This window comes from Mumia zhuanghuii (assembly GCF_042681565.1).
In the GTDB taxonomy this organism is placed as follows: Bacteria; Actinomycetota; Actinomycetes; order Propionibacteriales; family Nocardioidaceae; genus Mumia.
The window spans coordinates 121,291-144,969 of record NZ_JBHUFT010000006.1 but is presented as its reverse complement, the minus strand read 5'-3'; the positions used below and the strand labels follow the sequence as shown (position 1 = coordinate 144,969).

At 69.8% G+C, this 23,679-nt stretch carries 20 protein-coding genes; 16 read left to right on the top strand and 4 right to left on the bottom strand.

What is annotated here, in order from left to right; genetic code table 11:
• Nucleotides 1-30 precede the first annotated feature (30 nt).
• The 14 genes from ACFSDF_RS07955 to ACFSDF_RS07890 all read left to right on the top strand — a co-directional run bounded on the left by ACFSDF_RS07955 (nucleotide 31) and on the right by ACFSDF_RS07890 (nucleotide 17,515).
• Nucleotides 31-750, top strand: coding sequence for a succinate dehydrogenase cytochrome b subunit (locus tag ACFSDF_RS07955; protein WP_167251675.1), 720 nt, complete (start codon nucleotides 31-33; stop codon nucleotides 748-750).
• 4 nt (nucleotides 751-754) lie between these two features.
• Nucleotides 755-2,728 (top strand): fumarate reductase/succinate dehydrogenase flavoprotein subunit, encoded by a 1,974-nt coding sequence (locus tag ACFSDF_RS07950; RefSeq protein WP_167005366.1) that lies wholly within the window; start codon nucleotides 755-757, stop codon nucleotides 2,726-2,728.
• Complete coding sequence (locus ACFSDF_RS07945) at nucleotides 2,725-3,471, top strand: succinate dehydrogenase/fumarate reductase iron-sulfur subunit (protein WP_167005363.1); 747 nt, start codon at nucleotides 2,725-2,727, stop codon at nucleotides 3,469-3,471. The genes ACFSDF_RS07950 and ACFSDF_RS07945 overlap by 4 nt, the downstream gene beginning before the upstream one ends.
• Before the next feature lie 142 nt (nucleotides 3,472-3,613).
• The gene (locus ACFSDF_RS07940) at nucleotides 3,614-4,795 is read left to right on the top strand and encodes an amidohydrolase (protein WP_167005360.1); all 1,182 of its coding nucleotides are present in this window, start codon (nucleotides 3,614-3,616) and stop codon (nucleotides 4,793-4,795) included.
• A 248-nt stretch (nucleotides 4,796-5,043) separates the two neighbouring features.
• On the top strand, nucleotides 5,044-6,117 hold the full coding sequence (locus tag ACFSDF_RS07935) for a BMP family lipoprotein (RefSeq protein WP_167005357.1): 1,074 nt from the start codon (nucleotides 5,044-5,046) through the stop codon (nucleotides 6,115-6,117).
• 108 nt (nucleotides 6,118-6,225) lie between these two features.
• Nucleotides 6,226-7,731 (top strand): ABC transporter ATP-binding protein, encoded by a 1,506-nt coding sequence (locus ACFSDF_RS07930; RefSeq protein WP_167005354.1) that lies wholly within the window; start codon nucleotides 6,226-6,228, stop codon nucleotides 7,729-7,731.
• The gene (locus ACFSDF_RS07925) at nucleotides 7,728-8,822 is read left to right on the top strand and encodes an ABC transporter permease (RefSeq protein WP_167005351.1); all 1,095 of its coding nucleotides are present in this window, start codon (nucleotides 7,728-7,730) and stop codon (nucleotides 8,820-8,822) included. Before ACFSDF_RS07930 ends, ACFSDF_RS07925 begins: the two co-directional genes overlap by 4 nt.
• Nucleotides 8,819-10,078: an ABC transporter permease gene (locus ACFSDF_RS07920; protein WP_167005348.1), complete on the top strand. Its 1,260-nt coding sequence runs from the start codon at nucleotides 8,819-8,821 to the stop codon at nucleotides 10,076-10,078. Before ACFSDF_RS07925 ends, ACFSDF_RS07920 begins: the two co-directional genes overlap by 4 nt.
• Nucleotides 10,075-10,509 carry a cytidine deaminase gene (locus ACFSDF_RS07915; protein ID WP_167005345.1) on the top strand — a complete coding sequence of 145 codons (435 nt, stop codon included), beginning with the start codon at nucleotides 10,075-10,077 and terminating at the stop codon, nucleotides 10,507-10,509. Before ACFSDF_RS07920 ends, ACFSDF_RS07915 begins: the two co-directional genes overlap by 4 nt.
• A gap of 23 nt (nucleotides 10,510-10,532) precedes the next feature.
• Nucleotides 10,533-11,744: a cytochrome P450 gene (locus tag ACFSDF_RS07910; protein ID WP_377156996.1), complete on the top strand. Its 1,212-nt coding sequence runs from the start codon at nucleotides 10,533-10,535 to the stop codon at nucleotides 11,742-11,744.
• 2 nt (nucleotides 11,745-11,746) lie between these two features.
• Nucleotides 11,747-13,030 carry a thymidine phosphorylase gene (locus ACFSDF_RS07905; RefSeq protein ID WP_377157049.1) on the top strand — a complete coding sequence of 428 codons (1,284 nt, stop codon included), beginning with the start codon at nucleotides 11,747-11,749 and terminating at the stop codon, nucleotides 13,028-13,030.
• Between the two features lie 21 nt (nucleotides 13,031-13,051).
• Nucleotides 13,052-14,119, top strand: a complete 1,068-nt coding sequence (locus ACFSDF_RS07900) for an adenosine deaminase (protein ID WP_167005342.1) — start codon at nucleotides 13,052-13,054, stop codon at nucleotides 14,117-14,119.
• Between the two features lie 67 nt (nucleotides 14,120-14,186).
• Nucleotides 14,187-15,797: a substrate-binding and VWA domain-containing protein gene (locus tag ACFSDF_RS07895; protein ID WP_167251676.1), complete on the top strand. Its 1,611-nt coding sequence runs from the start codon at nucleotides 14,187-14,189 to the stop codon at nucleotides 15,795-15,797.
• A 101-nt stretch (nucleotides 15,798-15,898) separates the two neighbouring features.
• Nucleotides 15,899-17,515, top strand: a complete 1,617-nt coding sequence (locus tag ACFSDF_RS07890) for a substrate-binding domain-containing protein (protein ID WP_167005336.1) — start codon at nucleotides 15,899-15,901, stop codon at nucleotides 17,513-17,515.
• On the opposite strand, the gene ACFSDF_RS07885 is transcribed toward ACFSDF_RS07890, so the two are convergent.
• From ACFSDF_RS07885 to deoC, 4 genes are read right to left on the bottom strand one after another with little or no spacing between them, the layout of a single operon-like run.
• Nucleotides 17,490-18,113 (bottom strand): uridine kinase family protein, encoded by a 624-nt coding sequence (locus ACFSDF_RS07885; RefSeq protein WP_167005333.1) that lies wholly within the window; start codon nucleotides 18,111-18,113, stop codon nucleotides 17,490-17,492. The two genes, ACFSDF_RS07890 and ACFSDF_RS07885, sit on opposite strands and share 26 nt — an antisense overlap.
• On the bottom strand, nucleotides 18,110-18,970 hold the full coding sequence (locus ACFSDF_RS07880; RefSeq protein WP_377156993.1) for an aldehyde dehydrogenase family protein: 861 nt from the start codon (nucleotides 18,968-18,970) through the stop codon (nucleotides 18,110-18,112). The genes ACFSDF_RS07885 and ACFSDF_RS07880 overlap by 4 nt, the downstream gene beginning before the upstream one ends.
• A complete protein-coding gene (locus ACFSDF_RS07875) occupies nucleotides 18,967-20,448 on the bottom strand; it encodes an aldehyde dehydrogenase family protein (protein ID WP_167005327.1) in 1,482 nt (493 codons plus the stop codon). The genes ACFSDF_RS07880 and ACFSDF_RS07875 overlap by 4 nt, the downstream gene beginning before the upstream one ends.
• A 9-nt stretch (nucleotides 20,449-20,457) precedes the next feature.
• The gene (deoC, locus tag ACFSDF_RS07870; RefSeq protein WP_167007076.1) at nucleotides 20,458-21,402 is read right to left on the bottom strand and encodes a deoxyribose-phosphate aldolase; all 945 of its coding nucleotides are present in this window, start codon (nucleotides 21,400-21,402) and stop codon (nucleotides 20,458-20,460) included.
• 55 nt (nucleotides 21,403-21,457) lie between these two features.
• Here deoC and ACFSDF_RS07865 point away from each other — a divergent pair, with 55 nt between their 5' ends.
• Both ACFSDF_RS07865 and ACFSDF_RS07860 read left to right on the top strand, forming a co-directional pair.
• Entirely contained in the window at nucleotides 21,458-22,294 is an 837-nt protein-coding gene (locus ACFSDF_RS07865; protein WP_167005324.1) for a universal stress protein, read from the top strand.
• A gap of 339 nt (nucleotides 22,295-22,633) precedes the next feature.
• Nucleotides 22,634-23,679: glycoside hydrolase family 25 protein (locus ACFSDF_RS07860; protein WP_377156990.1), on the top strand; the 1,046-nt coding region annotated here is incomplete at its 3' end.

Below are 23,679 nucleotides of genomic sequence, written 5' to 3'. Positions count from 1 at the left end.
ATAGGTGACCTTGCGTCCTATCGTGATCGTGTGGCGACAACTGAGATGACCAAGCAGCGGATGGGCGCACGACGCTCCACCGTCGCGCTCAAAGCACTCATGGCGGTCAGCGGCCTGATCATGGTCGGGTACCTGCTGCTTCACATGTACGGCAACCTCAAGGTGTTCAGCGGTCAGGCCGCCTTCGACGGGTACTCGCACCACCTGCGGATCCTGGGCGAGCCCTACCTGCCGCGCGAGGGAGCCCTCTGGATCATCCGTGTGGTGCTCCTGGTCGCGATCATCGGCCACGTGTACGCCGCGGTCGTGCTCTCGAGGCGCGACCACAAGGCGATCAAGGTCGGTTCCGGCCCGCGCTACAAGTCGAAGCAGAACAAGCGCGGCTTCCAGCGCAGCTACGCGTCGTTCACGCTCCGCTGGGGCGGCGTCATCATCTTGCTGTTCATCATCTTCCACCTGCTCAACCTCACGACGAACGACATCGCGCCGGGCGGTGCTTCGCCGAGCCCGTACGAGCGGGTGCTCAACACCTTTGGCGAGTGGTACATGGTGCTCGCCTACACGATCGCGTTGCTCGCGGTCGGGTTCCATCTGCGCCACGGCGTCTGGAGCGCCCTGACCACGCTCGGCGCCAACACCAGCGTGAAGGCGCGCCGCAACCTCAACGTCCTCGCGTACGCGGTGGCAGGGATCATCACGATCGGGTTCCTGGTTCCGCCGTTCGCCATCTTCTTCGGATGGGTGGGCTGACCCCATGACCGTCAACACACACGCACGCACCGACGACTTCACCGACATCTACGACCTCGGTGAGCCGATCGCCGACACCAAGGCGCCCGACGTCGACGTGACGAAGCGCTGGGACACCCGCCGCTTCGAGGCCAAGCTCGTCAACCCGGCCAACCGTCGCAAGCTCAAGGTGATCATCGTCGGCACCGGCCTGGCCGGTGCCTCCGCCGCCGCCACGCTCGGCGAGGCCGGCTACCACGTCACCAGCTTCTGCTACCAGGACAGCCCGCGGCGCGCGCACTCGATCGCCGCGCAGGGTGGCATCAACGCCGCCAAGAACTACCGCAACGACGGCGACTCGATCTACCGCCTGTTCTACGACACGGTCAAGGGCGGCGACTTCCGCAGCCGCGAGTCCAACGTCTACCGCCTCGCGCAGGTGTCGGTGGAGATCATCGACCAGTGCGTCGCGCAGGGCGTCCCCTTCGCCCGCGAGTACGGCGGCCTGCTCGACAACCGCTCCTTCGGCGGCGTCCAGGTGTCCCGTACGTTCTACGCCCGTGGCCAGACCGGTCAGCAGCTGCTGATCGGCGCCTACCAGGCGCTCGAGCGTCAGGTCGCCGCTGGCACGGTCATCAACCACACGCGCCACGAGATGCTCGAGGTCATCGTCGCCGACGGGCGTGCCCGCGGCGTCATCGTCCGAGACATGGTGACCGGCGAGATCGAGTCGCACTTCGCCGACGCCGTGGTCCTCGCGACCGGCGGTTACGGCAACGTCTTCTTCCTGTCGACCAACGCGATGGGCTGCAACGTCACCGCCAACTGGCGTGCGCATCGCAAGGGCGCCTACTTCGGCAACCCCTGCTACACGCAGATCCACCCGACCTGCATCCCCGTCTCCGGCGACTACCAGTCGAAGCTGACGCTGATGAGCGAGTCGCTGCGTAACGACGGTCGCATCTGGGTCCCCAAGAAGGCCGGCGACGACCGTCCCGCCTCGCAGATCCCCGAGGACGAGCGCGACTACTACCTGGAGCGCCAGTACCCGTCCTTCGGCAACCTCGTGCCACGTGACATCGCCTCGCGCGCCGCGAAGTACGTCTGCGACGAGGGGCGTGGCGTCGGACCCGGCGGGCTCGGCGTCTACCTCGACTTCGCCGACGCGATCGCGCGCCTCGGACGCGACACGGTCGAGGCGAAGTACGGCAACCTCTTCGACATGTACGCCCAGATCACGGGCGAGAACCCGTACGAGACGCCGATGCGGATCTATCCGGCGGTCCACTACACGATGGGTGGCCTCTGGGTCGACTACGACCTGCAGAGCTCGATCACCGGCCTGTTCGTGACCGGTGAGGCCAACTTCTCCGACCACGGCGCCAACCGCCTCGGCGCCAGCGCGCTGATGCAGGGCCTGGCCGACGGCTACTTCGTGCTCCCGTACACGCTGGCGAACTACCTCGCCGACGGCCCGTACGAGCCGATCGACGAGACGCACCCCGCGGCCGTCGAGGCGAAGCAGCAGGTCACCGACCGCATCGAGAAGCTGCTGTCGATCAACGGCACCCGTACGGTCGACTCGTTCCACCGCGAGCTCGGCACCATCATGTGGGAGTACTGCGGCATGGCCCGCACCGAGGGCGGCCTGCTCAAGGCGATCGAGCTGATCCGCGAGCTGCGCACCGAGTTCTGGCGCAACGTCAAGGTCACCGGCGTCAACGAGGACCTCAACCAGACCCTAGAGCGCGCCGGCCGCGTGGCCGACTTCATCGACCTCGGCGAGCTCATGTGCATCGACGCGCTGCACCGCCGTGAGTCGTGCGGCGGCCACTTCCGCGTCGAGAGCCAGACCGAGGACGGCGAGGCACTGCGCCACGACGACGACTTCGCGTACGTCGCCGCATGGGAGTTCGGTGGGGACGGCGGCAAGCCGGTCCTCCACAAGGAAGCCCTGATCTACCAGAACGTCGAGATGAAGCAGCGGAGCTACAAGTGAAGATCACCGTTCGTGTGTGGCGTCAGGCCAACCCGTCCGCCGAGGGCAAGATGGTCGGGTACGACCTCGACGACGTCTCGGAGCACATGTCGTTCCTCGAGATGCTCGACGTGCTCAACGAGCGCCTCACCCTCGAGGGCGAGGAGCCGATCGCGTTCGACAGCGACTGTCGCGAGGGCATCTGCGGCATGTGCGGCCTGGTCATCAACGGCCTCGCGCACGGCCCGGAGCGTACGACCACGTGCCAGCTGCACATGCGCTCGTTCAAGGACGGCGACGTCATCGACATCGAGCCGTGGCGCTCGTCGTCTTTCCCGGTCGTGAAGGACCTCGTCGTCGACCGGGGTGCGTTCGACCGCATCATCCAGGCCGGCGGCTACATCAGCGCTCCCACAGGATCGGCTCCGGAGGCCAACAATCTCCCCGTGCCGAAGGAGGACGCCGACCACGCGTTCGAGGCCGCGACCTGCATCGGCTGCGGCGCCTGCGTGGCGGCGTGCCCGAACGGCTCGGCGATGCTGTTCACCGCTGCCAAGATCACCCACCTCGGTCTGCTCCCGCAGGGCCAGCCCGAGCGTGCCTCGCGCGTGGTCGGGATGGTCGAGCAGCACGACCACGAGGGCTTCGGCAACTGCACCAACATCGGTGAGTGCACGGCGGCCTGCCCCAAGGGCATCCCGCTCGACACGATCTCGCGGCTCAACCGCGACCTGCTCGGCGCGCTCGCCAAGGGCAAGGCCTGACGGTCGCTCACCCGTGACGTCATACGGATCGTGGGTCCCGACCCGCGATCCGTATGACGTCCGAGGATGGATGGCAGCCTCGGCTCGTCTCGCGGCGCGTGCACCGTGCGGCGCGGCACACGACGAGCGTTAGCCTGGGGGCATGCCCACGCCCGCGGACCTCGTCGCGGCCGTCGATGCACTCGTGCCTGACCTGCTCGACGTCCGCCGTGACCTGCACGCCCATCCGGAGTTGTCCTGGCAGGAACACCGCACCACCGAGGTGGTCGCGCGCTGGCTGGACAAGTTCGGTATCGAGGCGACGCGGCTCGACCCGACCGGCCTCGTCGCGGAGATCGGTGAGCACGACGGCATGATCGTCGCATTGCGCGCCGACCTCGACGGGCTGCCGGTCGCGGACAAGACGTCCGACCCGTGGCGTTCGGCGGTCCCCGGCGTCGCGCACGCCTGCGGCCACGATGTGCACACGACAGCGCTGCTAGGCGCCGCGGGCGCGCTCGCGCGCTTCGCCCACGACGGCGGCCTGCCGGTGCGCGTCCGGCTGGTGTTCCAGCCGGCCGAGGAGGTCATGCCCGGGGGCGCCCTCGCGGTCCTCGCCGCCGGGGCGCTGTCGGGGGTCTCGCGGACGTTCGCGCTGCACTGCGACCCCTCGCTCGACGTCGGTCTCGTCGGCCTGCGTGAAGGGTCCATCACCGGCGCGGCCGACCGTGTCCGCATCCAGCTGACCGGTCGCGGCGGGCACACCTCACGCCCGCACCTCACCCAGGACCTCACGTTCGCCCTGGCGACCCTCTGCACGCAGCTGCCGGCCGCGTTGTCGCGGCGGCTCGACCCCCGTGCCGGCGCGAGCCTGGTCTGGGGGAGCATCAACGCCGGGAGCGCGCCGAACGTGATCCCCGCGACGGGAGAGGCCACCGGCACGCTGCGGATGCTCGACGCGACCGCCTGGCACGAGGCAGAGCACCTCGTACGGGCGCTGGTGCGCGAGATCGTCGCTCCGTACGGGGTCGACGCCGAGGTCACCTACACCCAGGGTGTGCCGCCCGTCGTCAACGACGTGGAGTCGACCGAGATCCTGCGTGACGCGGTCGCGGTCGCCCTCGGTCCGAGCGCGGTGACGAGCACCAGCCAGAGCCTCGGGGGAGAGGACTTCGCGTGGTTCGTCGAGTCCGTCCCGGGGTCGATGGGCCGGCTCGGCACCCGGACGCCCGGGGGGCCCACGTACGACCTCCACCAGGGCAACCTGCGCATCGACGAGCGCGCGGTCGCGATCGGCGCGAAGGTCCTCGCGATGGCGGCCCTGGCAAGCGCTCCGACCCTCTGACCGAGCGATCGGAGGCCGCGACTACGGCAACTGTCGCCATCGTCGTCGCCGCCTGATTGTGGGTGTTCTCCGATGCCGGACGTCGGTACGGCAACAGCCCGTCTTTCAGGATAACAAGTGAGTATCGGGTCCTCTCCCCGCGAGGGGTTCACCCACGTGTCAAGGGTTGACGGGGTTATTGTTCGAAAATCCTCTGGGGATGGCCCGGGGCGATGAACACTCGTGACTGAGGAGTCCTCTTGCGTCGAATGGGCAAGATCACCGCGCTGGCCGCGGTGGCCGTGCTGGCTCTGGCCGGCTGCGGCAGCGACGATGACAACGGCGGCGACGACGACAATGCCGGCAGCAGCAACACGCTCGACTGCTCGGTCGCCGAAGGTGACGGCCCCAAGGTCGGCATCGCTTACGACGTGGGTGGTCAGGGCGACAAGTCGTTCAACGACGCCGCCGCGGTCGGTGTGAAGAAGGCTGTCGACGAGCTCGGCGCCCGGTGCACCGAGGCCGAGGCTCAGGACGGCGAGGCCGAGTCGGCTCGCGAGGACCGCCTCCGCCAGCTGGCCGACGCCGAGCACGATCCGATCATCGCCGTCGGATTCCTCTACAGCGAGGCCGTCAACAAGGTGGCGCCGGACTACCCGGACGTCAGCTTCGACGTGGTCGACGGCTTCGACCCCGACGACCAGGCCAACGACAACGTCGCTTACCTCACCTTCGCCGAGGAGCAGGGCTCCTTCCTCGTCGGTGCCGCTGCGGCGCTGAAGTCGACGACCAACAACGTCGGCTTCGTCGGTGGCGTCAACTCCGACCTCATCAAGAAGTTCGAGGCCGGCTACGCCGCAGGTGCGAAGGCGGTGAAGCCCGACATCAAGATCCAGGTGAAGTACATCGAGGAGTCCGACGCGAGCGGCTTCAACGATCCCGCCGGAGGCAAGGCAGCAGCGACCGGCATGTTCGACCAGGGCGCCGACGTGGTCTACCACGCTGCCGGCGGCTCGGGTGCGGGTGTCTTCCAGTCTGCCGTCGAGGCCGGTGACGGCATGTGGGCCATCGGTGTCGACTCCGACCAGTGGCAGACCGCCTCCGACACGGAGAAGCCGCACATCCTGACCTCGATGCTCAAGCGCGTCGACGTCGCGGCCTACGACGCGATCAGCGCCGTGGCCGAGGATTCGCCGCTGGTGGGTTACCAGACGTACGATCTCGCCAAGGATGGCGTCGGCTACGCCACCTCGGGCGGATACGTCGACGACATCATCGGCGACCTCGACGGCTACGCCGATCAGATCAAGAGCGGCGAGATCAAGGTTCCGACCGCGCCGTGACCTTCGGGGGAGGGCCGACGCGCCCTCCCTCCAAGGTCGTGATGGGCCCGGGGTGGCGTTCTGCCGCCCCGGGCCCACGCCTCTCGATCGGTACTCAGAAGGAGCACGATGACGACCTCCGCGGTGGAGCTCGAGGGGATCGAGAAGCGATTCCCCGGTGTGATCGCGAACGACGACGTCAACCTGCGCATCGCACCCGGAACGGTCCACGCGCTCGTCGGCGAGAACGGCGCCGGCAAGTCGACGCTGATGAAGATCCTGTACGGGGTGCAGAAGCCTGACGGCGGGACCATCACCATCGACGGTGAGAAGGTCGAGTTCGCCAGCCCGTCCGACGCGATCGCGCGCGGCATCGGCATGGTGTTCCAGCACTTCATGCTCGCCGACAACCTCACGGTGCTCGAGAACGTCGTTCTCGGCGCCGAGAAGCTGTACGGCACCGGCGCGAAGGCCCGTGAGCAGGTCCGGGAGATCTCGCACCGGTTCGGGTTCAACCTCGACCCCGACGTGCTGGTCGAGGCACTCGGCGTCGCCGCGCGCCAACGGTTGGAGATCCTCAAGGTCCTCTACCGCGGCGCCAAGATCATCATCCTCGACGAGCCGACGGCGGTCCTCGTCCCGCAGGAGGTGGAGGCGCTCTTCGCCAACCTCGAGGGTCTCAAGGCCCAGGGGCACACGCTCCTGTTCATCTCGCACAAGCTCGACGAGGTGCTCGCGATCGCCGATGCGATCACGGTGATGCGACGCGGCACCACGGTCGGCAGCCCCGACCCCAAGCAGGTCACCAAGCGCCAGCTCGCCGAGCTCATGGTCGGCTCTGAGCTGCCGTCGCCCGAGACCGAGGAGTCGACGGTCACCGACGTCGTCGAGCTGCGCGTCAGCGACCTCACGATGGTCGACGAGTTCGGCCGTACGGTGCTCGACAGCATCGACCTCGAGATCCACCGCGGCGAGGTCCTCGGCATCGCCGGCGTCGAGGGCAACGGCCAGACAGAGCTCGTCGAGGGGATCCTCGCGATGCGGCCCACGACGGGCGAGGTGGAGCTCGGCGACACCGACATCTCGCAGTGGGCCACCCGTCGCCGTCGCGCCGCCGGGATCGGCTACATCCCTGAGGACCGGCACCGGCACGGGCTCCTGCTCGACTCCCCGTTGTGGGAGAACCGCATCCTCGGCCACGCGTACGAGGACGTCGCCGTCAAGGGCGGATGGATCAACCGCGGCGGCGCCCGCCGCGACTCCGAGCGGATCGTCGAGCAGTACGACGTCCGCACACCCGGCATCGACACCATGGCGCGCGCGCTGTCGGGCGGCAACCAGCAGAAGTTCATCGTCGGGCGCGAGCTGTCGGGCAAGCCCAGCCTGCTGATCGCGGCCCATCCGACCCGCGGCGTCGACGTCGGCGCGCAGGCGGCGATCTGGGACCAGATCAAGGACGCCCGACGCGCCGGGCTCGCCGTCCTGCTCATCTCGGCAGACCTCGACGAGCTCATCGGCCTGTCCGACCGCATCGAGGTCATCCTCCGCGGTCGCATCGTCGGCTCGTTCGACCCGCAAACCGTCACCCCGCAGGACCTCGGTGAGGCCATGACGGGCGGACAGGAGGAAGCATGAACCAGCTGCGCAACGTGGGCATCGCGATCGCCGCGCCGCTGCTCGCGATCGCGTTCTCGCTGGCTGTCACGAGCCTGGTCATCGAGATCTCCGGAGGCTCGGCCTCGGACTTCATCGGGATCATCTTCTCGTGGCCCGCTGACCGGATCCTGGTCAACATCGCCAACCAGTCGTCGTTGATCTACCTCTCCGCGCTCGCTGCCGCGGTGGGCTTCCGGATGAACCTCTTCAACATCGGTGTCGAGGGCCAGTACCGCATGGCCGCGTACGCCGGAGCCGTGTTCGCCGGGGCGGCGCTGCTGCCCGGCGCCCTCAACGTGCTCGGCTCGCTGCTCGTCGCGGTCGCGGCCGGCGCCGCGTGGGCGGGCATCGCAGGCCTGCTGAAGGTCACCCGCGGGGTGAGCGAGGTCATCTCGACGATCATGCTCAACGCGATCGCGGTGACCATCACGGGCTACCTCCTCAACACGTACGGGTTCAAGGCCGGCGACTCGCGTCGTACGACCGAGATCCCGGAGTCCAGCCAGGTCCCCGGCTGGCAGCCGTTCGAAAAGGCCTCCGGGGAGGTCTGGACCCTGGGGCTGCTCGCCGTCTTCGCGGGCATCGCGTTCTGGCTCGTCCTCAACAAGACCCGCTTCGGCTTCGACCTGCGTGCGACCGGCCAGTCGGAGTCGGCGGCGGTGGCCAGCGGCGTCAACACCAAGAAGATGACGATGCTGACGCTGCTCATCTCCGGTGGCATCGCGGGCCTCATCTGGATGCCGTCGCTGTTCGGCAGCGCGCACTACTACGGCACCACCTTCCAGCTCGGACTCGGCTTCACCGGCATCGCCGTCGCGCTGCTCGGACGCAACCGTGCGCTCCCGATCGCGTTCGCCGCGCTGCTGTTCGCGTTCCTCAACGAGCAGTCGAACCGCCTCACCATCGAGGCCGGCATCTCCGTCGAGGTCATCCAGATCACCCAGGGCATCATCGTGCTCGCAGTCGTCATCGCCTACGAGCTCGTGCGCCGCTATCGCGTCCGCGCCGAGGAGCGGCAGGTGGCTCAGGCACCCCGTCCCGACGCGACCCCTGAGGAGGTCTCGGCATGAGCACCGTGGTCACCGAGACGGCGCCCCCGCCGCCGCCGTCCCCGTCCGCGTCGCTCGGACGCTCCTACCGCTGGCTCGTGGTCACGTTCGGCTTCCTCGCGCTCGTCGCGTCCGTCCGCCTCATCAGCGGCGCCCACGAGATCGACTCGGTCGGGACGATCCAGGCCGCGCTGATCGCCACGTGCCCGATCCTGCTCGCCGCGCTCGGCGGTCTGTGGGCCGAGCGTGCCGGCATCGTCAACATCGGCCTCGAGGGCCAGATGATCCTCGGGACCTGGGGCGCCGCCTACTTCACCTACTTCTACGGTCCGTGGGTCGGCCTGATCGGCGCCGCTCTGATGGGCGCCCTCGGCGGCATCCTCCACGCGATCGCGACCGTCACGTTCGGCGTCGACCACATCGTCTCCGGCGTGGCGCTCAACATCATCGGCGCCGGCGCGGTCGCGTTCCTCGCCGAGGCGTACTTCCGTGATCTCGACGGCGGCGGCATCAAGCAGCTGACGGGTCTGTCGACCCCACCGAAGGTCGAGATCCCCTGGCTCGGGGAGGCTGCTGCCGACCTCGCGGAGAAGCACTGGTTCGTGATCTCCGACCTCGCGGCCGTGGTCGCGGCGCTCACCCGCAACATGTCGATCATGGTCTACCTGGTCGCGGCGCTGGTCGTGTTCACCTCGTGGATCCTCTGGAAGACGACGTTCGGTCTGCGGCTGCGCTCGTGCGGCGAGAACCCGCAGGCTGCCGAGACGCTGGGCGTCAACGTCTATCTGTTCAAGTACATTGCGGTCATCATCTCCGGCGTCTTCGCCGGACTCGGCGGCTACATGCTGGTGCTGGTCTCGTCCAGCGGCTTCGTCACCGGGCAGACCGGCGGACGTGGCTACATCGGCCTCGCGGCGATGATCTTCGGCAACTGGCGGCCGTTCGGTGCCGCAGGTGCGGCGACGATGTTCGGCTACACCGACGCGATGCAGCTGCGCAACGCCGCCGCCGTGCACGCGCTGCTGCTCCTCGTGGCGGTCCTGCTGCTCGTCTTCATGCTGCTGCGCCTGCGCAAGGGCGACCGCAAGAACGCGATCCTGTTCGGCGCCGTGGGCGTGGGCTTCCTGGTGTGGTACCTGCTCAGCGACGAGGTGCCGCGTGAGTTCGCCGGCATGACCCCGTACGTCGCGACGCTGCTCGTGCTCGCACTCGGGACGCAACGTCTCCGCATGCCCGCGGCCGACGGCAAGCCCTATCGCAAGGGCCAAGCCGGATGAGCGGGGTCTCGACAGGCTCGACCGGCGGGGGCGGGGGCGACGTCGACTGGGAGGTCCTCCACGACGCGGCGGTCGAGGTCATGCGGCGCGCGTACGCCCCGTACTCGCACTATCGCGTCGGTGCCGCGGGCCTCACCGAAGACGGCCGTGTGGTCGTCGGCTGCAACGTCGAGAACGCCGCGTACGGCGTCGCGCTGTGCGCCGAGTGCGGCATGGTGTCGTCGCTGCACTCCACGGGCGGTGGCCGGCTCGTCGCGGTCGCGTGCGTGAACGGCGCCGAGCAGCCGGTGATGCCGTGCGGTCGCTGTCGCCAGCTTCTCTGGGAGAACGGTGGTCCGCAGATGCTGCTGCGCACCGTCCGCGGCGTCGTACCGATGACCGAGGTATTGCCCGACGCGTTCGACGACGAAGACCTCGCGGCCCGGTCCTGAGAGTTGCGAGCGATGATGAACCCGTGAAGATCGATGTCGACCTGAGCGATCCCGCCTTCGTCGCCGACCCGTACCCGGTGCTCGCCGAGCTGCGCGCTGCGGGCCCGATGCTGTGGCACGAGCCGACCCAGCGGTGGCTCGCGACCACGCACGACGCGGTCAGCCAGACGCTTCGCAAGCGGCGGCTCGGACGGATCTGGACCGACTGGGAGCCGACCGACGACATGGAGCCGTTCAACGCGCTCCATCGCAACCAGATGATGGAGAACGAGCCGCCGGCCCACACGCGGCTGCGCCGTCTGGTCGCGGGCGCGTTCGGGCGCGGCCACGTCGAGCGGATGCGCCCGCGCGTCGAGGCGCTCACCGCACGGCTGCTCGACGGACTCTCGGGCACGGCCGACATCCTCGGCGACTATGCGGAGCCGCTCCCGGTGTACGTCATCTGCGACCTCCTCGGCGTCCCTGGCGACGACCACGCCCAGCTGCGGACGTGGTCGCAGGGCATCGTCCACATGTACGAGCAGGGCGTCGGCGAGGAGACCAAGCGCGAGGCGATTACGGCGAGCGTCGCGTTCAGCGAGTACGTCGCCGCGCTCGTCGCGGAGCGCAAGGCGCAGATGGCCCGCGGTATCCGCGGTGATGACCTGCTGACCGACCTGATCGCCGAGCGCGACACGGAGTCCGGCGGCGCCGCCCGCCTGAGCGAGGACGAGCTGGTGGCGACGGTCGTGCTGCTGCTCAACGCCGGCCACGAGGCCTCGGTCAACGTCTTCGGCAACGGTGTCCACGCGTTGCTGTCCCACCCGGCACAGCGCGACCGCGTGCTGTCCGGCGTGGTGTCGGTCGCGACGGCGCTCGAGGAGCTGATCCGCTACGACGCGCCGCTGCAGCTGTTCGAGCGTACGGCGACGGCGGACGTCGAGATCGCGGGCACCACGGTCCGTACGGGCGAGAAGGTGGCCTGCCTGATGGGCTCGGCCAACCGTGACGCCGCGGTGTTCGCCGAGCCCGACGCGTTCGACGTGTCGCGCGACCCCAACCCGCACGTCGGGTTCGGGATGGGACTGCACTTCTGCCTCGGCGCGCCGCTGGCACGGATGGAGCTCGAGATCTCGCTGGGCCGGCTGCTCGAGCGGTTCCCGCGGCTCGCGCTGAACGGAGTTGCACCACGCCGCCCGACCTGGGTGCTGCGTGGGTTCGAAGGTGTCGAGATCGATCTAGGAGAGGCCGCATGAGCATGGGCAGGCACGACGCTGTCGAGGTGATCGCGGCGAAGCGTGACGGGCACGCGCTGTCCGGTTCGCAGATCGACTGGGTCGTCGACGGCTACACGTCCGGCGAGGTGGCCGACGTCCAGATGGCGTCGCTGGCGATGGCGATCGTGCTCAACGGCATGGAGTTCGCCGAGGTCGCCCGCTGGACCGACGCGATGATCCGCAGTGGTGAGCGGATGGACTTCTCCGGGCTCTCGTGGCCGACGGCCGACAAGCACTCGACGGGCGGGGTCGGTGACAAGATCACGCTCCCGCTGGCGCCGCTGGTCGCCGCCTGCGGCGTCGCGGTGCCGCAGCTGTCGGGCCGTGGGCTCGGGCACACCGGCGGGACGCTCGACAAGCTCGAGTCGATCCCGGGGTGGCGCGCCGACCTGTCGAACGACGAGATGATGCGTCAGCTCGAGGACGTCGGCGCGGTGATCTGCGCCGCCGGCTCAGGGCTCGCTCCCGCGGACAAGAAGCTGTACGCGCTGCGTGACGTTACGGGCACGGTCGAGTCGATCCCGCTGATCGCGAGCTCGATCATGAGCAAGAAGATCGCCGAAGGCACCGGCGCGCTCGTGCTGGACGTCAAGGTCGGGTCGGGCGCGTTCATGAAGGACCTCGACGCCGCCCGCGAGCTCGCTCGCACGATGGTGGCGCTCGGCACGTCTGCCGGCGTGGACACCCGCGCGCTCGTCACGGACATGTCGACGCCGCTCGGGATGACCGCCGGCAACGCGCTCGAGGTCGCCGAGTCCGTCGAGGTGCTCGCAGGCGGCGGTCCCGCCGACGTCGTCGAGCTGACGCTCGCGCTCGCCCGCGAGATGCTCTCGGCCGCCGGGCGCGAGGACGTCGATCCCGCGGACGCGCTCGCCTCCGGCCGTGCGATGGACGTGTGGCGCCGCATGATCGCCGCGCAGGGCGGCGACCCTGACGCGGAGCTGCCGCACGCCTCCGACATCCAGGTCGTCGCCGCCGCCCGTGACGGCTACGTGGGGCGCGTCGACGCGATGGCGGTCGGGCTCGCCGCGTGGCACCTCGGCGCGGGCCGCTCGCGTCCTGGCGAGTCGGTCCAGGCCGGCGCCGGGGTCGAGCTGCACGTACGACCGGGAGACCGTGTCCGTACGGGCCAGCCGTTGATGACGCTGCACACGGACACTCCTGAGCGGTTCGCGAGGGCGCTCGCTGCGCTCGACGGCGGCTACGACGTGGTGGACGCCGCACCCGAGCCTCGTACGTCCCCGGTGCTCGAGCGCATCGTCTGAGCGCCGCACTAGGCTGGGCCGATGGTGAGCCCCGAGCAGATCGCGCGCGTCCCGAAGGTCCTCTTGCACGACCATCTCGACGGGGGCGTGCGCCCGGAGACCGTCGCGGAGATCGCCACGCGGACGGGGCACGCGCTGCCGGTCGTCGATCCGGGAGAGCTCGGTGACTGGTTCGCCGCCGCCGCGACGTCGGGGAGCCTCGTGCGCTACCTGGAGACGTTCGAGCACACCGTCGGCGTGATGCAGACGACCGACGACCTCGTACGGGTCGCCCGCGAGTGCGTCGAGGACCTTGCCGACGACGGCGTCGTGTACGCGGAGGTGCGGTGGGCTCCTGAGCAGCACCTCCGCGAGGGCCTCACGCTGACCGGCGCCGTGGACGCCGTGCGCGAGGGGTTCGTGCAGGGGACGGCCGAGGCCGCGAGGCGCGGACGGACGATTCACGCGCGCCAGATCCTCACCGCGATGCGGCACCAGGCGCGCTCGCTCGAGATCGCCGAGCTCGCCGTGGCGTACCGCGACCGCGGCGTCGTCGGCTTCGACATCGCCGGCGCCGAGGCCGGCTACCCGCCCACCAGGCACCTCGACGCGTTCGAGTACCTCCACCGCGAGAACGCGCACTTCACCATCCACGCCGGCGAGGCGTTCGGGCTGCCGTCGATCTGGCAGGCCATCCAGTGGTGCGGCACCGACCGGCTCGGTCACGGTGTCCGGATCATCGACGACATCGACCTCACCGATCCGGACGAGCCACGCCTCGGTCTGCTTGCCGCGTACGTGCGTGACAAGCGCATCCCGCTCGAGCTGTGCCCGTCGTCGAATGTCCAGACAGGGGCGGCGCCGTCGATCGCCGAGCACCCCATCGGCACGCTCGCGTCGCTGGGTTTTCGCGTCACCGTCAACACCGACAACCGGCTGATGAGCCAGACGTCCATGACCCGAGAGATGTCGCTTCTCGTGGAGGCGTTCGGCTACGATCTGGACGATCTCCGGTGGTTCACGGTGAACGCGATGAAGAGCGCGTTCCTCCCCTTCGACCAGCGGCTCGCGCTCATCCAAGATGCGATCAAGCCGGGTTATGCTATATAGCCCTTTCCGGACTCTGCTACCTTGTGCGCAGCCGCGTGTGAAACATGCCACGAAGTAGGGAGAATCCATGGGCGGGCGTCACGCCATTGCCAAGGAGAACGAGGCCGGCCATAAGTGGCAGTACGGCATCGGACTCGTTGTCATCGCCACGATCCTCACCGGGGTCTTCGTCCTGAGGGACAAAGAGGCCCCGGCCGCTGCGTCGTGCGCGACGACGCACGACGTGTCCGTCGCCGTCGCGCCCGAGATCGCGCCGGTCGTTGAGGCGGCGGTCGAGCGTGTCGGCGAGGACGCCTGCGCGGCGTACACGGTCGAGGCGCAGGCCCCGGCTCTCGTCGCGCAGTCGCTCGCGATCGGTGAGGGAGCGCCAGATCTGTGGATCCCGGACTCGACGCTCTGGCTCGCGCGCGTCACCGCGCAGCAGCCCGAGGGTGCTGCTGGTCCGGAGGTCGTCACGAAGTCCGTGGCGACATCACCCGTCGTGCTCGCTCTCCCGAAGGGCGGGCCGGGACGCCCCGACACCTGGCTCCAGGCGATGTCCGACCCGAAGTTCACCAACGGTGACGCGCTCGCGACGACGCAGGCCACCGTACCGCTCCTCGCTGCGCAGGCTGAGGCAGCGAAGGGGCTCACGAGCGCCGAGACCGTCGGGGCCGCGTTGGTCACGCTGGCGCAGCGCCAGTCGGCTGCTGCACCCAAGACCAACCCTGCCGAGCTGCTCGCCGACGTCGCGAAGGTCGGTGGCAGCACGGTCGTGAGCGAGCAGACGTTCAGCGCCGTCCCGGGCAGCGCCGAGTTCGTCGCCGTGATCCCCAAGACCGGCAGCCTGGTCCTCGACTACCCGCTCGCCGCCGCGTCCGACAACCCCGGCAACGCCCGCGCCGCAAAGGCGCTCACGTCGGCCCTCGGGTCCGCCGACGGTGTCAAGGGTCTGACCGAGGCGGGCTTCCGCAAGCCGTCGGGTGAGCCGTTGCCGGAGGGCAAGGGCGTCGGCCAGTTCACCCCGATCGCGCTCGACAACCCGCAGCTCATCGCGCAGACCCTGCGCAAGTGGTCGGTCATCGCGCTTCCCGCGCAGACCGTCGCCGTGATCGACGTGTCGGGCTCGATGGAGGCGCAGGTCGGCGACTCCACTCGCATGGGCCTGACCATCGAGGCGGGGCTGACAGGGCTCTCCCTGATGCCCGACTCGTGGGCCGTCGGCTCGTGGGCGTTCTCGCACAAGCTCGACGGCGAGCAGGACTGGAAGAAGCTCGCCCCGATCCGCAAGCTCGGCTCGGTCGACGGCGGGGTCAAGCACCGCGACCTGGTCGTCGAGAAGATCAAGCAGATGGGGACGCTGGTCGGCGGCGGCACGGGTCTGTACGACACGGTTCTCGCGGCCTGGCGCACCGTCCAGGCGCAGTACGACCCGAAGTCGATCAACTCGGTCATCATCCTCACTGACGGCAAGAACGAGGACTCAGACAGCCTGTCCCAGTCCGAGCTCCTTGCCACGATCCAGCGCGAGCGTGACCCGGCGCGTCCGGTCACCGTCATCGCGATCGGGATCACCGAGGACGCCGACGAGGACGCCCTCAACAAGATCGCGAAGGCCACGGGGGGCCAGGCCTACATCGCGCGGGAGGCTTCAGAGATCCCGAAGGTGTTCGTCAACGCCCTCGAAGCCCGAGGGTGACACACTCACACTCCGCTCACCCGGCGTCGCGCCGTCCGTTCGCACGGGCGGCGCAGCGCTGTCGGTGTGGCGCCTAGGCCCTCGGGTAGGAGCAAGGACCAATGGCAGGACGTCATGCGGACGCCAAGGACGGCGCCGACAACCGACCGATGACGTACGCGATCGGCTTCGCAGTGGTGGTGGTCCTGGTCGTCGGCTTCCTCGTGCTGCGAGACGATGACGAGCCAGCGGCCGCCGACTGCGCGAAGACGGCCCCGGTGCGGGTCGCGGTCACCCCGGAGCTCGCGCCGATCGTCGAAGCCGCGACCGAGCGCGCCGACACCGACAGGTGCGTGTCGTACGAGGTCCTCGCCGAACAACCCGCGCTCACCTCGCAGGCGGTCACGCTCGACGACGGGGCACCCGACGTCTGGATGCCCGACTCGAGCGTGTGGCTGACGCGCGTCGCCGGCCAGCTCGTCGAAGGGGTCGAGGCTCCGCGTACGCTCGTCCGCTCGGTGGCGACCTCGCCTGTCGTCCTCGCGTGGCCGAAGAGCGGCGGCGATCCGCCCTCGAAGTGGCTCCAGGTGCTCACCAACCCCGGGTTCACCATCGGTGACCCGCTGTCGACCGCGACCGCAACGGCCCCGCTGCTCGCCGCGCATGCAGAGGCAGGGAGCAGCCTGACGCCGGCGGCGTTCGACACCGTCAGCTCGGCACAGGTGACGCTGGCCCAGAGGCAGTCCGGCAACCCCGCGACGGCCGACCCCGCGGGGCTGCTCGACACGACCGCGAAGTCCGGCGGGAGCACTGTCGTCAGCGAGCAGGTCTTCAACGCGTCGGCGGCCGCCGACTCCTTCGTGCCGGTGCTGCCGGGGGAGGGGAGCTTCGCGCTCGGCTATCCGTTGGCCCTCGTCTCGGGCGATCCGGCCCACGAGGCCGCGGCGAAGGCGCTCGCGGCCGCGCTGACGTCGGCGAAGGGCCTCGCCTCGCTCGAGAAGGCCGGGTTCCGAGCCCCGTCCGGCGAGCCGCTCTCCGAGGGCAGCGCGATCGGCTCCTTCGCGTCGATGACGATCGAGGACCCAGCCGTCATCGCCGACACCCTGCGGCGCTGGTCCTTGATCGCCCTCCCGGCGCGGGCGCTCGCCGTGATCGACGTGTCCGAGCCGATGGGGGAGCGTGCCGGCGATTCGACCCGCATGGGGCTGACCACGGCGGCCGCGCTGACCGGGCTCGGGCTGATGCCCGACTCGTGGTCGCTCGGGTCGTGGGCCTTCTCGCGCAAGCTCGACGGCAAGAAGGACTGGAAGGAGCTCGCTCCCATCAGGCCGCTCACCGCCACCACGGGGGGCAAGAACCAGCGCGACATCGTGGTGCAGCAGACGAAGTCGCTCCGCAAGCTCGTCGGTGGCCGCACGGGCCTGTACGACACGACGCTGGCGGCCTACCGGACCGTGCAGGCGCGGTACGACCCGAAGGCCGTCAACTCAGTGATCATCCTCACGGGCGGGCGCAACGACGACCCGGGGAGCATCTCGCGCGCCAAGCTCGTCGAGACGCTCAAGCGCGAGCGCGACCCGGCGCGCCCCGTCGTCGTGATCGCGATCGGCATCACCGAGGACGCCGACGCGTTCTCGTTGCAGGAGATCGCGAAGGCGACCGGCGGGCAGGTCTACCTGGCGCGCCAGCCGGGCGAGATCGCGGACGTGTTCGTCAACGCCCTGCGTTCGCGCCACTGACGCCGCCGAGCGCCGCGATCCGGCGCTCGGCCTGGCGGGGCGTGACGGGCCGGCAGCCGTGCTCCTCCGCGAGCGCGACCACGGCCGGCTCCTCGCGCGTGAGGTGCAGGCCGCGACGCAGCAGCACAGGCAGCGACTTGCGCTTCTCGCGCAGGTCGCGCGCCAGTCGCAGGACGAACGTGACGAGCCGGTGGTGGCGGACACACAGCGCGTCGACGAGCAACCCGCGCCGGGCGAGCTCGGCCACGATGACGTGCGCGAAGAGTCCCTCGGCGACGACCATGGTGGCGTCGCCGAGGATGAGCGTGTGCCAACCCGTGCGACGGCTCAGAGAGATGTCGTACACCGGCACGTCGACCGTGCCGGTGGTGCACAGCGTCTCGAGGGCATCGCACGCCGCCTCGGCGTCCCACGACCGGAGGTCGTCCCAATCGACGACCTCGGTCTCGCCGAACGTGATCGTGGGCAGGCCCGGGTCGCCTGCCTCGCGGTAGAAGTCGTCGAGCCTGACCACGGGCAGCCCGCTGCGCTCGGCGACCCGGGACTTGCCGGAGCCGGACGGACCGGACAGGACGACGACACCGACGGGGGTGCTCACACGCCCACGGGGTGCCACACGGTCTTCGTCTCGAGGAAGGCCGTCATGCGGGCGATCGACGGCTCGGCCGTCCAGTCAGGGCTGCTGGGGCGCAGCACGCGCTTCAGGTTGATCGCGGCCTCGGCCTCGAGCTCGGTGGCGAGGTCGTGGTCGTCGACCCCGGTCAGGTCGAGCGCGTTGACGTCGAGGTGTGCCGCGAGCCAGGGCCCGAGCTCGGTGACGTCGCCGGTGAGGACGTTCACCACGCCGCCGGGCACGTCGGAGGTCGCGAGGACCTCGGAGAGCGTGACGGCGGCGAGCGGCCGCTCGCACGAGGTGACGACGACGGCGGTGTTGCCGGAGACGATCACCGGTGCGAGCACCGACACCAGGCCGAGCAGGCTGTCGTCGGCGGGTGCGGCCACGGCGACGACGCCGGTCGGTTCGGGGGAGGAGAGGTTGAAGTACGGCCCGGCGACCTGGTTGGCGTTGCCGGTGACCTGGGCGAGCTTGTCGGCCCACCCCGCGTTCCAGACCCACCGGTCGATCGCGGCGTCGACGACCTTGGCCGCCTGCGCCTTGGTCCGCCCCTCGGCGGCGACGACGTCGGCCGTGAACTGGTCGTGGCGTCCCTCGATCATCTCGGCGACGCGGTAGAGGATCTGGCCTCGGTTGTACGGGGTGCGCCCTGCCCAGCCGCCGAAGGCCTTGCGGGCCGCCACGACGGCGTCGCGGGCGTCCTTGCGCGAGGCCTTGGCCGCGTTGGCCAGGAAGCGGCCCTGGGTGTCGGTCACCTCGTACGTGTGGCCGGACTCGGAGCGGGGGAACGCTCCGCCGATGTAGAGCTTGTACGTCTTGCGTACGTCGAGCCGGCTCATGCGGTCTCGCCCTCCTGAAGGTCTGCGCTCGTGAGGTACGCGGCGAGGCCCTGGCGCCCGCCCTCGCGGCCGTAGCCGGACTCCTTGTATCCGCCGAACGGCGAGGCTGGGTCGAACTTGTTGAAGGTGTTGGCCCACACGACCCCGGCACGGAGGCGGTCGGCGATCGCGAGGATGCGCGACCCCTTGTCGGTCCAGACGCCCGCCGACAGACCGTACGGAGTGTTGTTGGCCTTGGCGACCGCCTCGTCCGGCGTCCGGAACGTGAGGACGGACAGCACCGGGCCGAAGATCTCCTCGCGCGCGATGCGGTGGGCCTGGGTCACGCCGGTGAAGACGGTCGGCGCGTACCAGAAGCCCGACGTTGGCAGCTCGCACGGCGGCGACCAGCGCTCGGCGCCCTCGTCGTCACCGGTGCTCGCGAGCGCGGTGATGCGGTCGAGCTGCTCGCGGGAGTTGATGGCACCGATGTCGGTGTTCTTGTCGAGGGGGTCGCCGACGCGCAGCGTGGTCATGCGGCGCTTGAGGCGCTCCATGACGTCGTCGTACACGTTCTCCTGGACCAGCAGCCGGGAGCCGGCACAGCACACATGGCCCTGGTTGAAGAAGATCCCGGAGACGATGCCTTCGATCGCCTGGTCCATCGGGGCGTCCTCGAAGACGATGTTGGCGGCCTTGCCGCCGAGCTCGAGGGTGAGTCGCTTGTCAGTGCCGGCGACCGACCGCGCGATCTGGCGGCCGACGTCGGTCGACCCGGTGAACGCGACCTTGTCGACGTCGGGGTGGGTGACGAGCGCCTGCCCGGTCGCACCGGCGCCGGTGATGATGTTGACGACGCCCGGCGGGAGGTCGGCCTGCTGGCAGATCTCGGCGAACAGGAGCGCGGTCAGCGGCGTGGTCTCGGCGGGCTTGAGGACGACCGTGTTGCCGGCGGCGAGCGCGGGCGCGATCTTCCACGACAGCATCAGCAGCGGGAAGTTCCAGGGGATCACCTGGGCGGCGACCCCGAGGGGGCGTGGCTGGGAGCCCAGTCCTGCGTACGCGAGTTTGTCGGCCCATCCGGCGTAGTAGAAGAACCACTGCGACACGAGCGGGATGTCGACGTCGCGCGACTCCTTGATCGGCTTGCCGTTGTCGAGCGACTCCAGCACGGCCAGCTCGCGGCTGCGCTCAGCGAGGATGCGGGCGATGCGGTAGAGATACTTCGCACGCTCGCGGCCCGGCATCCGCGACCAGCTGCGGAAGGCGCGGCGGGCGGCGGCGACCGCGGCGTCGACGTCGGCGTCGGTCGCCTCGGTGACCTCGGCGAGCACCTCCTCGGTCGCGGGGTTGACGGTCTTGAACGTCCGGCCGTCGATCCCTTCGGTGAAGGAGCCGTCGATGAACAGCCCGTACGAGGGCTGGAGGTCGACGATGGCCCGCGACTCGGGTGCTGGTGCGTAGTCGAGCGGTGTGGGGGGTACGGCGTGGTCAGCCATGTCGGTGCCTCAGTCGATCGTCACGTAGTCGGGTCCGGCATAACGGCCGGTCTCGAACTTCTGGCGCTGCATGAGCAGGTCGTTGAGCAGGCTCGACGCCCCGAACCGGAACCAGGTTGGCGTCATCCAGTCGACGCCTGCGGTCTCGTTGACCGTGACGAGGTATTTGAAGGCGTCCTTGGTCGTCCGGATGCCGCCTGCGGGCTTGACGCCCACCTGCACGCCAAAGGCGTCGCGGAAGTCACGCACCGCCTCGAGCATGAGCAGCGTCACCGGCAGCGTCGCCGCAGGGGAGACCTTGCCGGTGCTGGTCTTGATGAAGTCGGCTCCGGCGAGCATCGCCAGCCAGGACGCGCGACGGACGTTGTCGTACGTCGCCAGCTCGCCGGTCTCGAGGATCACCTTGAGGTGGGCGCGAGAGCCGTCGCCACGCTCGCACGCCGCGCGGACGGCGACGATCTCCTCGTACACCTTCAGCAGGTCGCCGGCGAGGAACGCGCCACGGTCGATGACCATGTCGATCTCACTGGCACCCGCGGCGACGGCGTTCTCGGTGTCAGCGATCTTGATCGGCAGCGCGGCGCGTCCGGACGGGAACGCGGTGGCGACGCTCGCGACGCCGACAGGCGCGTCGCCGAGGGCTTCGCGGGCGACGGCGACGAGGTCGGGATAGACGCAGACAGCAGCGACCTGCGGGCAGGTCGGGTCGGACGGGTCCGGGCGCAGAGCCTTCGCGGCCAGCGACCGCACCTTGCCGGGGGTGTCGGCCCCCTCGAGCGTCGTCAGGTCGACCATCGAGATCGCGAGGTCGATCGCCGTGCGTTTGGCGTCCTTCTTGATGGATCGGGTCGCGAGTGCGGCGGCGCGCGCCTCCAGCCCGACCTGGTCGACCCCGGAGAGGTCGCCCAGCACGGACCGGACGTCGGCGGCGCTGCCGAGCACGGTGGGTGTCATGGTCACAAGGCCAGTCTAAATGCGTGGGGGAGGTGCTACCCCCCATGCTGGGGGCATGGCTGATGCACAGGGACCGGTCGTGGTCGGAATCGATGGTTCGGAGGATGCGACGCTCGCGCTCAGGTGGGCGAGTGTTTACGCGGTGGCGACCGGGGCGGCGGTGAGAGCGGTCGCCGTCCTGGGGCACGACCTGGCGGGCTCCGACGCCGCGGACGAGGTCGAGACGACCCTGGTCCAGGAGGCCCAGTCCGTGCTGGCGGAGGCCGGCGCGACGACGTACGAGGTCGAGACGCGCGTAGGAAAGGCGTCCGAGGAGCTCATCGCGCTCTCGTCGGAGGCGTCCGTCGTCGTGCTGGGGAGTCAGGGCCACGGGGCGATCGAGGGTCTGGTGGTCGGCTCGGTGAGCCAGCACGTCTCTCGCCACGCCGACTCTCCGGTCGTGGTCATCAGGGAGCCTGCACGACCGCAGGCGACCCGGGTTGTCGTCGGCACCGACGGTTCGGACGAGTCCGCCCCCGCCGTGGAGTGGGCCTTCGCCTATGCGGCTGCGACGGGGGTGGATCTGACGGTGGTGTACGGCTTCCGTACGTCGGCGTCGAGCCCCGCGATCCTCTCGGGATACATCCCGACCAACGTCGGCGACGAGATCGCGGTCGCGGAGGGGGTGCTCGCGGACGTGGTGGCGCCCCTGTCCGCCCGCTACCCCGGGGTGAGCGTTCAGCAGGAGGCGATCACGGTTCCTGCTGCGGTCGCGCTCGCCGATGCGTCGGAGACAGCCGCGCTCGTCGTGGTCGGCTCGCGGGGGAGGGGCGCGTTCGAGGGCATGCTGCTGGGCTCGGTGAGCCAGAGCCTGCTGCACCACGCTCGGTGCGCGGTCGCTGTCGTGCGCTGACCTGCGCCACTGCTCGTCCTGGCGCACTGCCAGCTGGCGTTGCACGTGCTATTTGTCCGATTTGTTCAGATATGTCACTCTCGGATAAGGAGTACGGCCCTCAGTGGCCTTGCGTGTAGCGTCCCCCGCACCCCCGGGCGGGCGTGGACGCTGGGATGACGAGCATCCGCTCCTGTGCGTCCGGTGGCGGCGGTATCCGCCGCTTCCGGGCGCCGTACGTGCGACCCCCGGCGCGTAAGAGGCAGTCCTCACGATGTTCACCGAGCCCTTGTGCTCGGTCGATCCCGCCTGCTCCGGACCGGTCGCTACGCCATGACCGACCGGTACAGGAGCAGCACCATGAACACCCCTATCCTCCGACGCCGGGCACGCCACGCAGCCGTGGTCGTGCTCGCCGTCGGCGCCTCACTCGTAGGCGCCACCCTCGCCACCTCGGCGCCCGCCTCGGCGGCGCAAGTCCCGGCTCAGACCCCCGCGGCCCAGACCTCCGCAGCATCCGTGGCATCCGCGGCGTCCGCGACCAAGGCGGTGTCCGCGAAGGCCGCCGACAAGTCCGGCAACGGCGTCGCACGCGGCATCGATGTCTCGGGGCACCAGCACCCGCGGGGCCGGGCGATCAACTTCACCAAGGTCCGCAAGGCCGGCTACACCTACGCCTTCATCAAGGCGACCGAGGGGCGGTCGTTCGTCAACGAGTACGTCAAGACCGACGGCCGTGCGAGTCAGCGTGCCGGCATCGCCACCGGCTACTACCACTTCGCGCGTCCGGGGACCCCTGCCGTCGCGCAGGCACGCCACTTCGTGAACCAGGTCCGCCGTACGGGCGTCGACAAGCCGATGCTCGTCCTCGACCTCGAGGACACGGACGGCCGCTCGCGCTCCCACCTGCGCAGCTGGGCCAAGCGCTGGCTTCAGACGGTCGAGCGGATGACGGGCACACGCCCGCTCCTTTACACCGGTCCGGGCTTCTGGAACGCGTCCGTCCGCGGCTCCATCCCCTTCGCGAAGTACCCCCTGTGGGTCGCGCACTACGAGACGCGGCGCCCGACCGTACCCGCACCGTGGCGCAAGCAGGCGATCTGGCAGCACTCCAGCACCGCACGCGTCCCCGGTGTCCCCGGGCTCGCCGATGTGAACGTCGCCTCGCCTCAGGTCGCCGCGCGCCTCGCGCCGCCGAGTTCCGACCTCGCCCGGAGCGCCAAGACGGCCGCCGCCGAGACACAGACCAGCCGGTCGGGCGAGCGCCCCGCCGCTCCCAAGGCAGCCGCCCCTGCGGCGGAGGAGCCGAAGGTCGCCGACGCGCGGATCGAAGGCGCATCCGCCGAGAAGAGCGCGAAGTCCCCGCTGCCTGGCGTCCTGCTCGACGCGCTCACCGAGCATGCTGA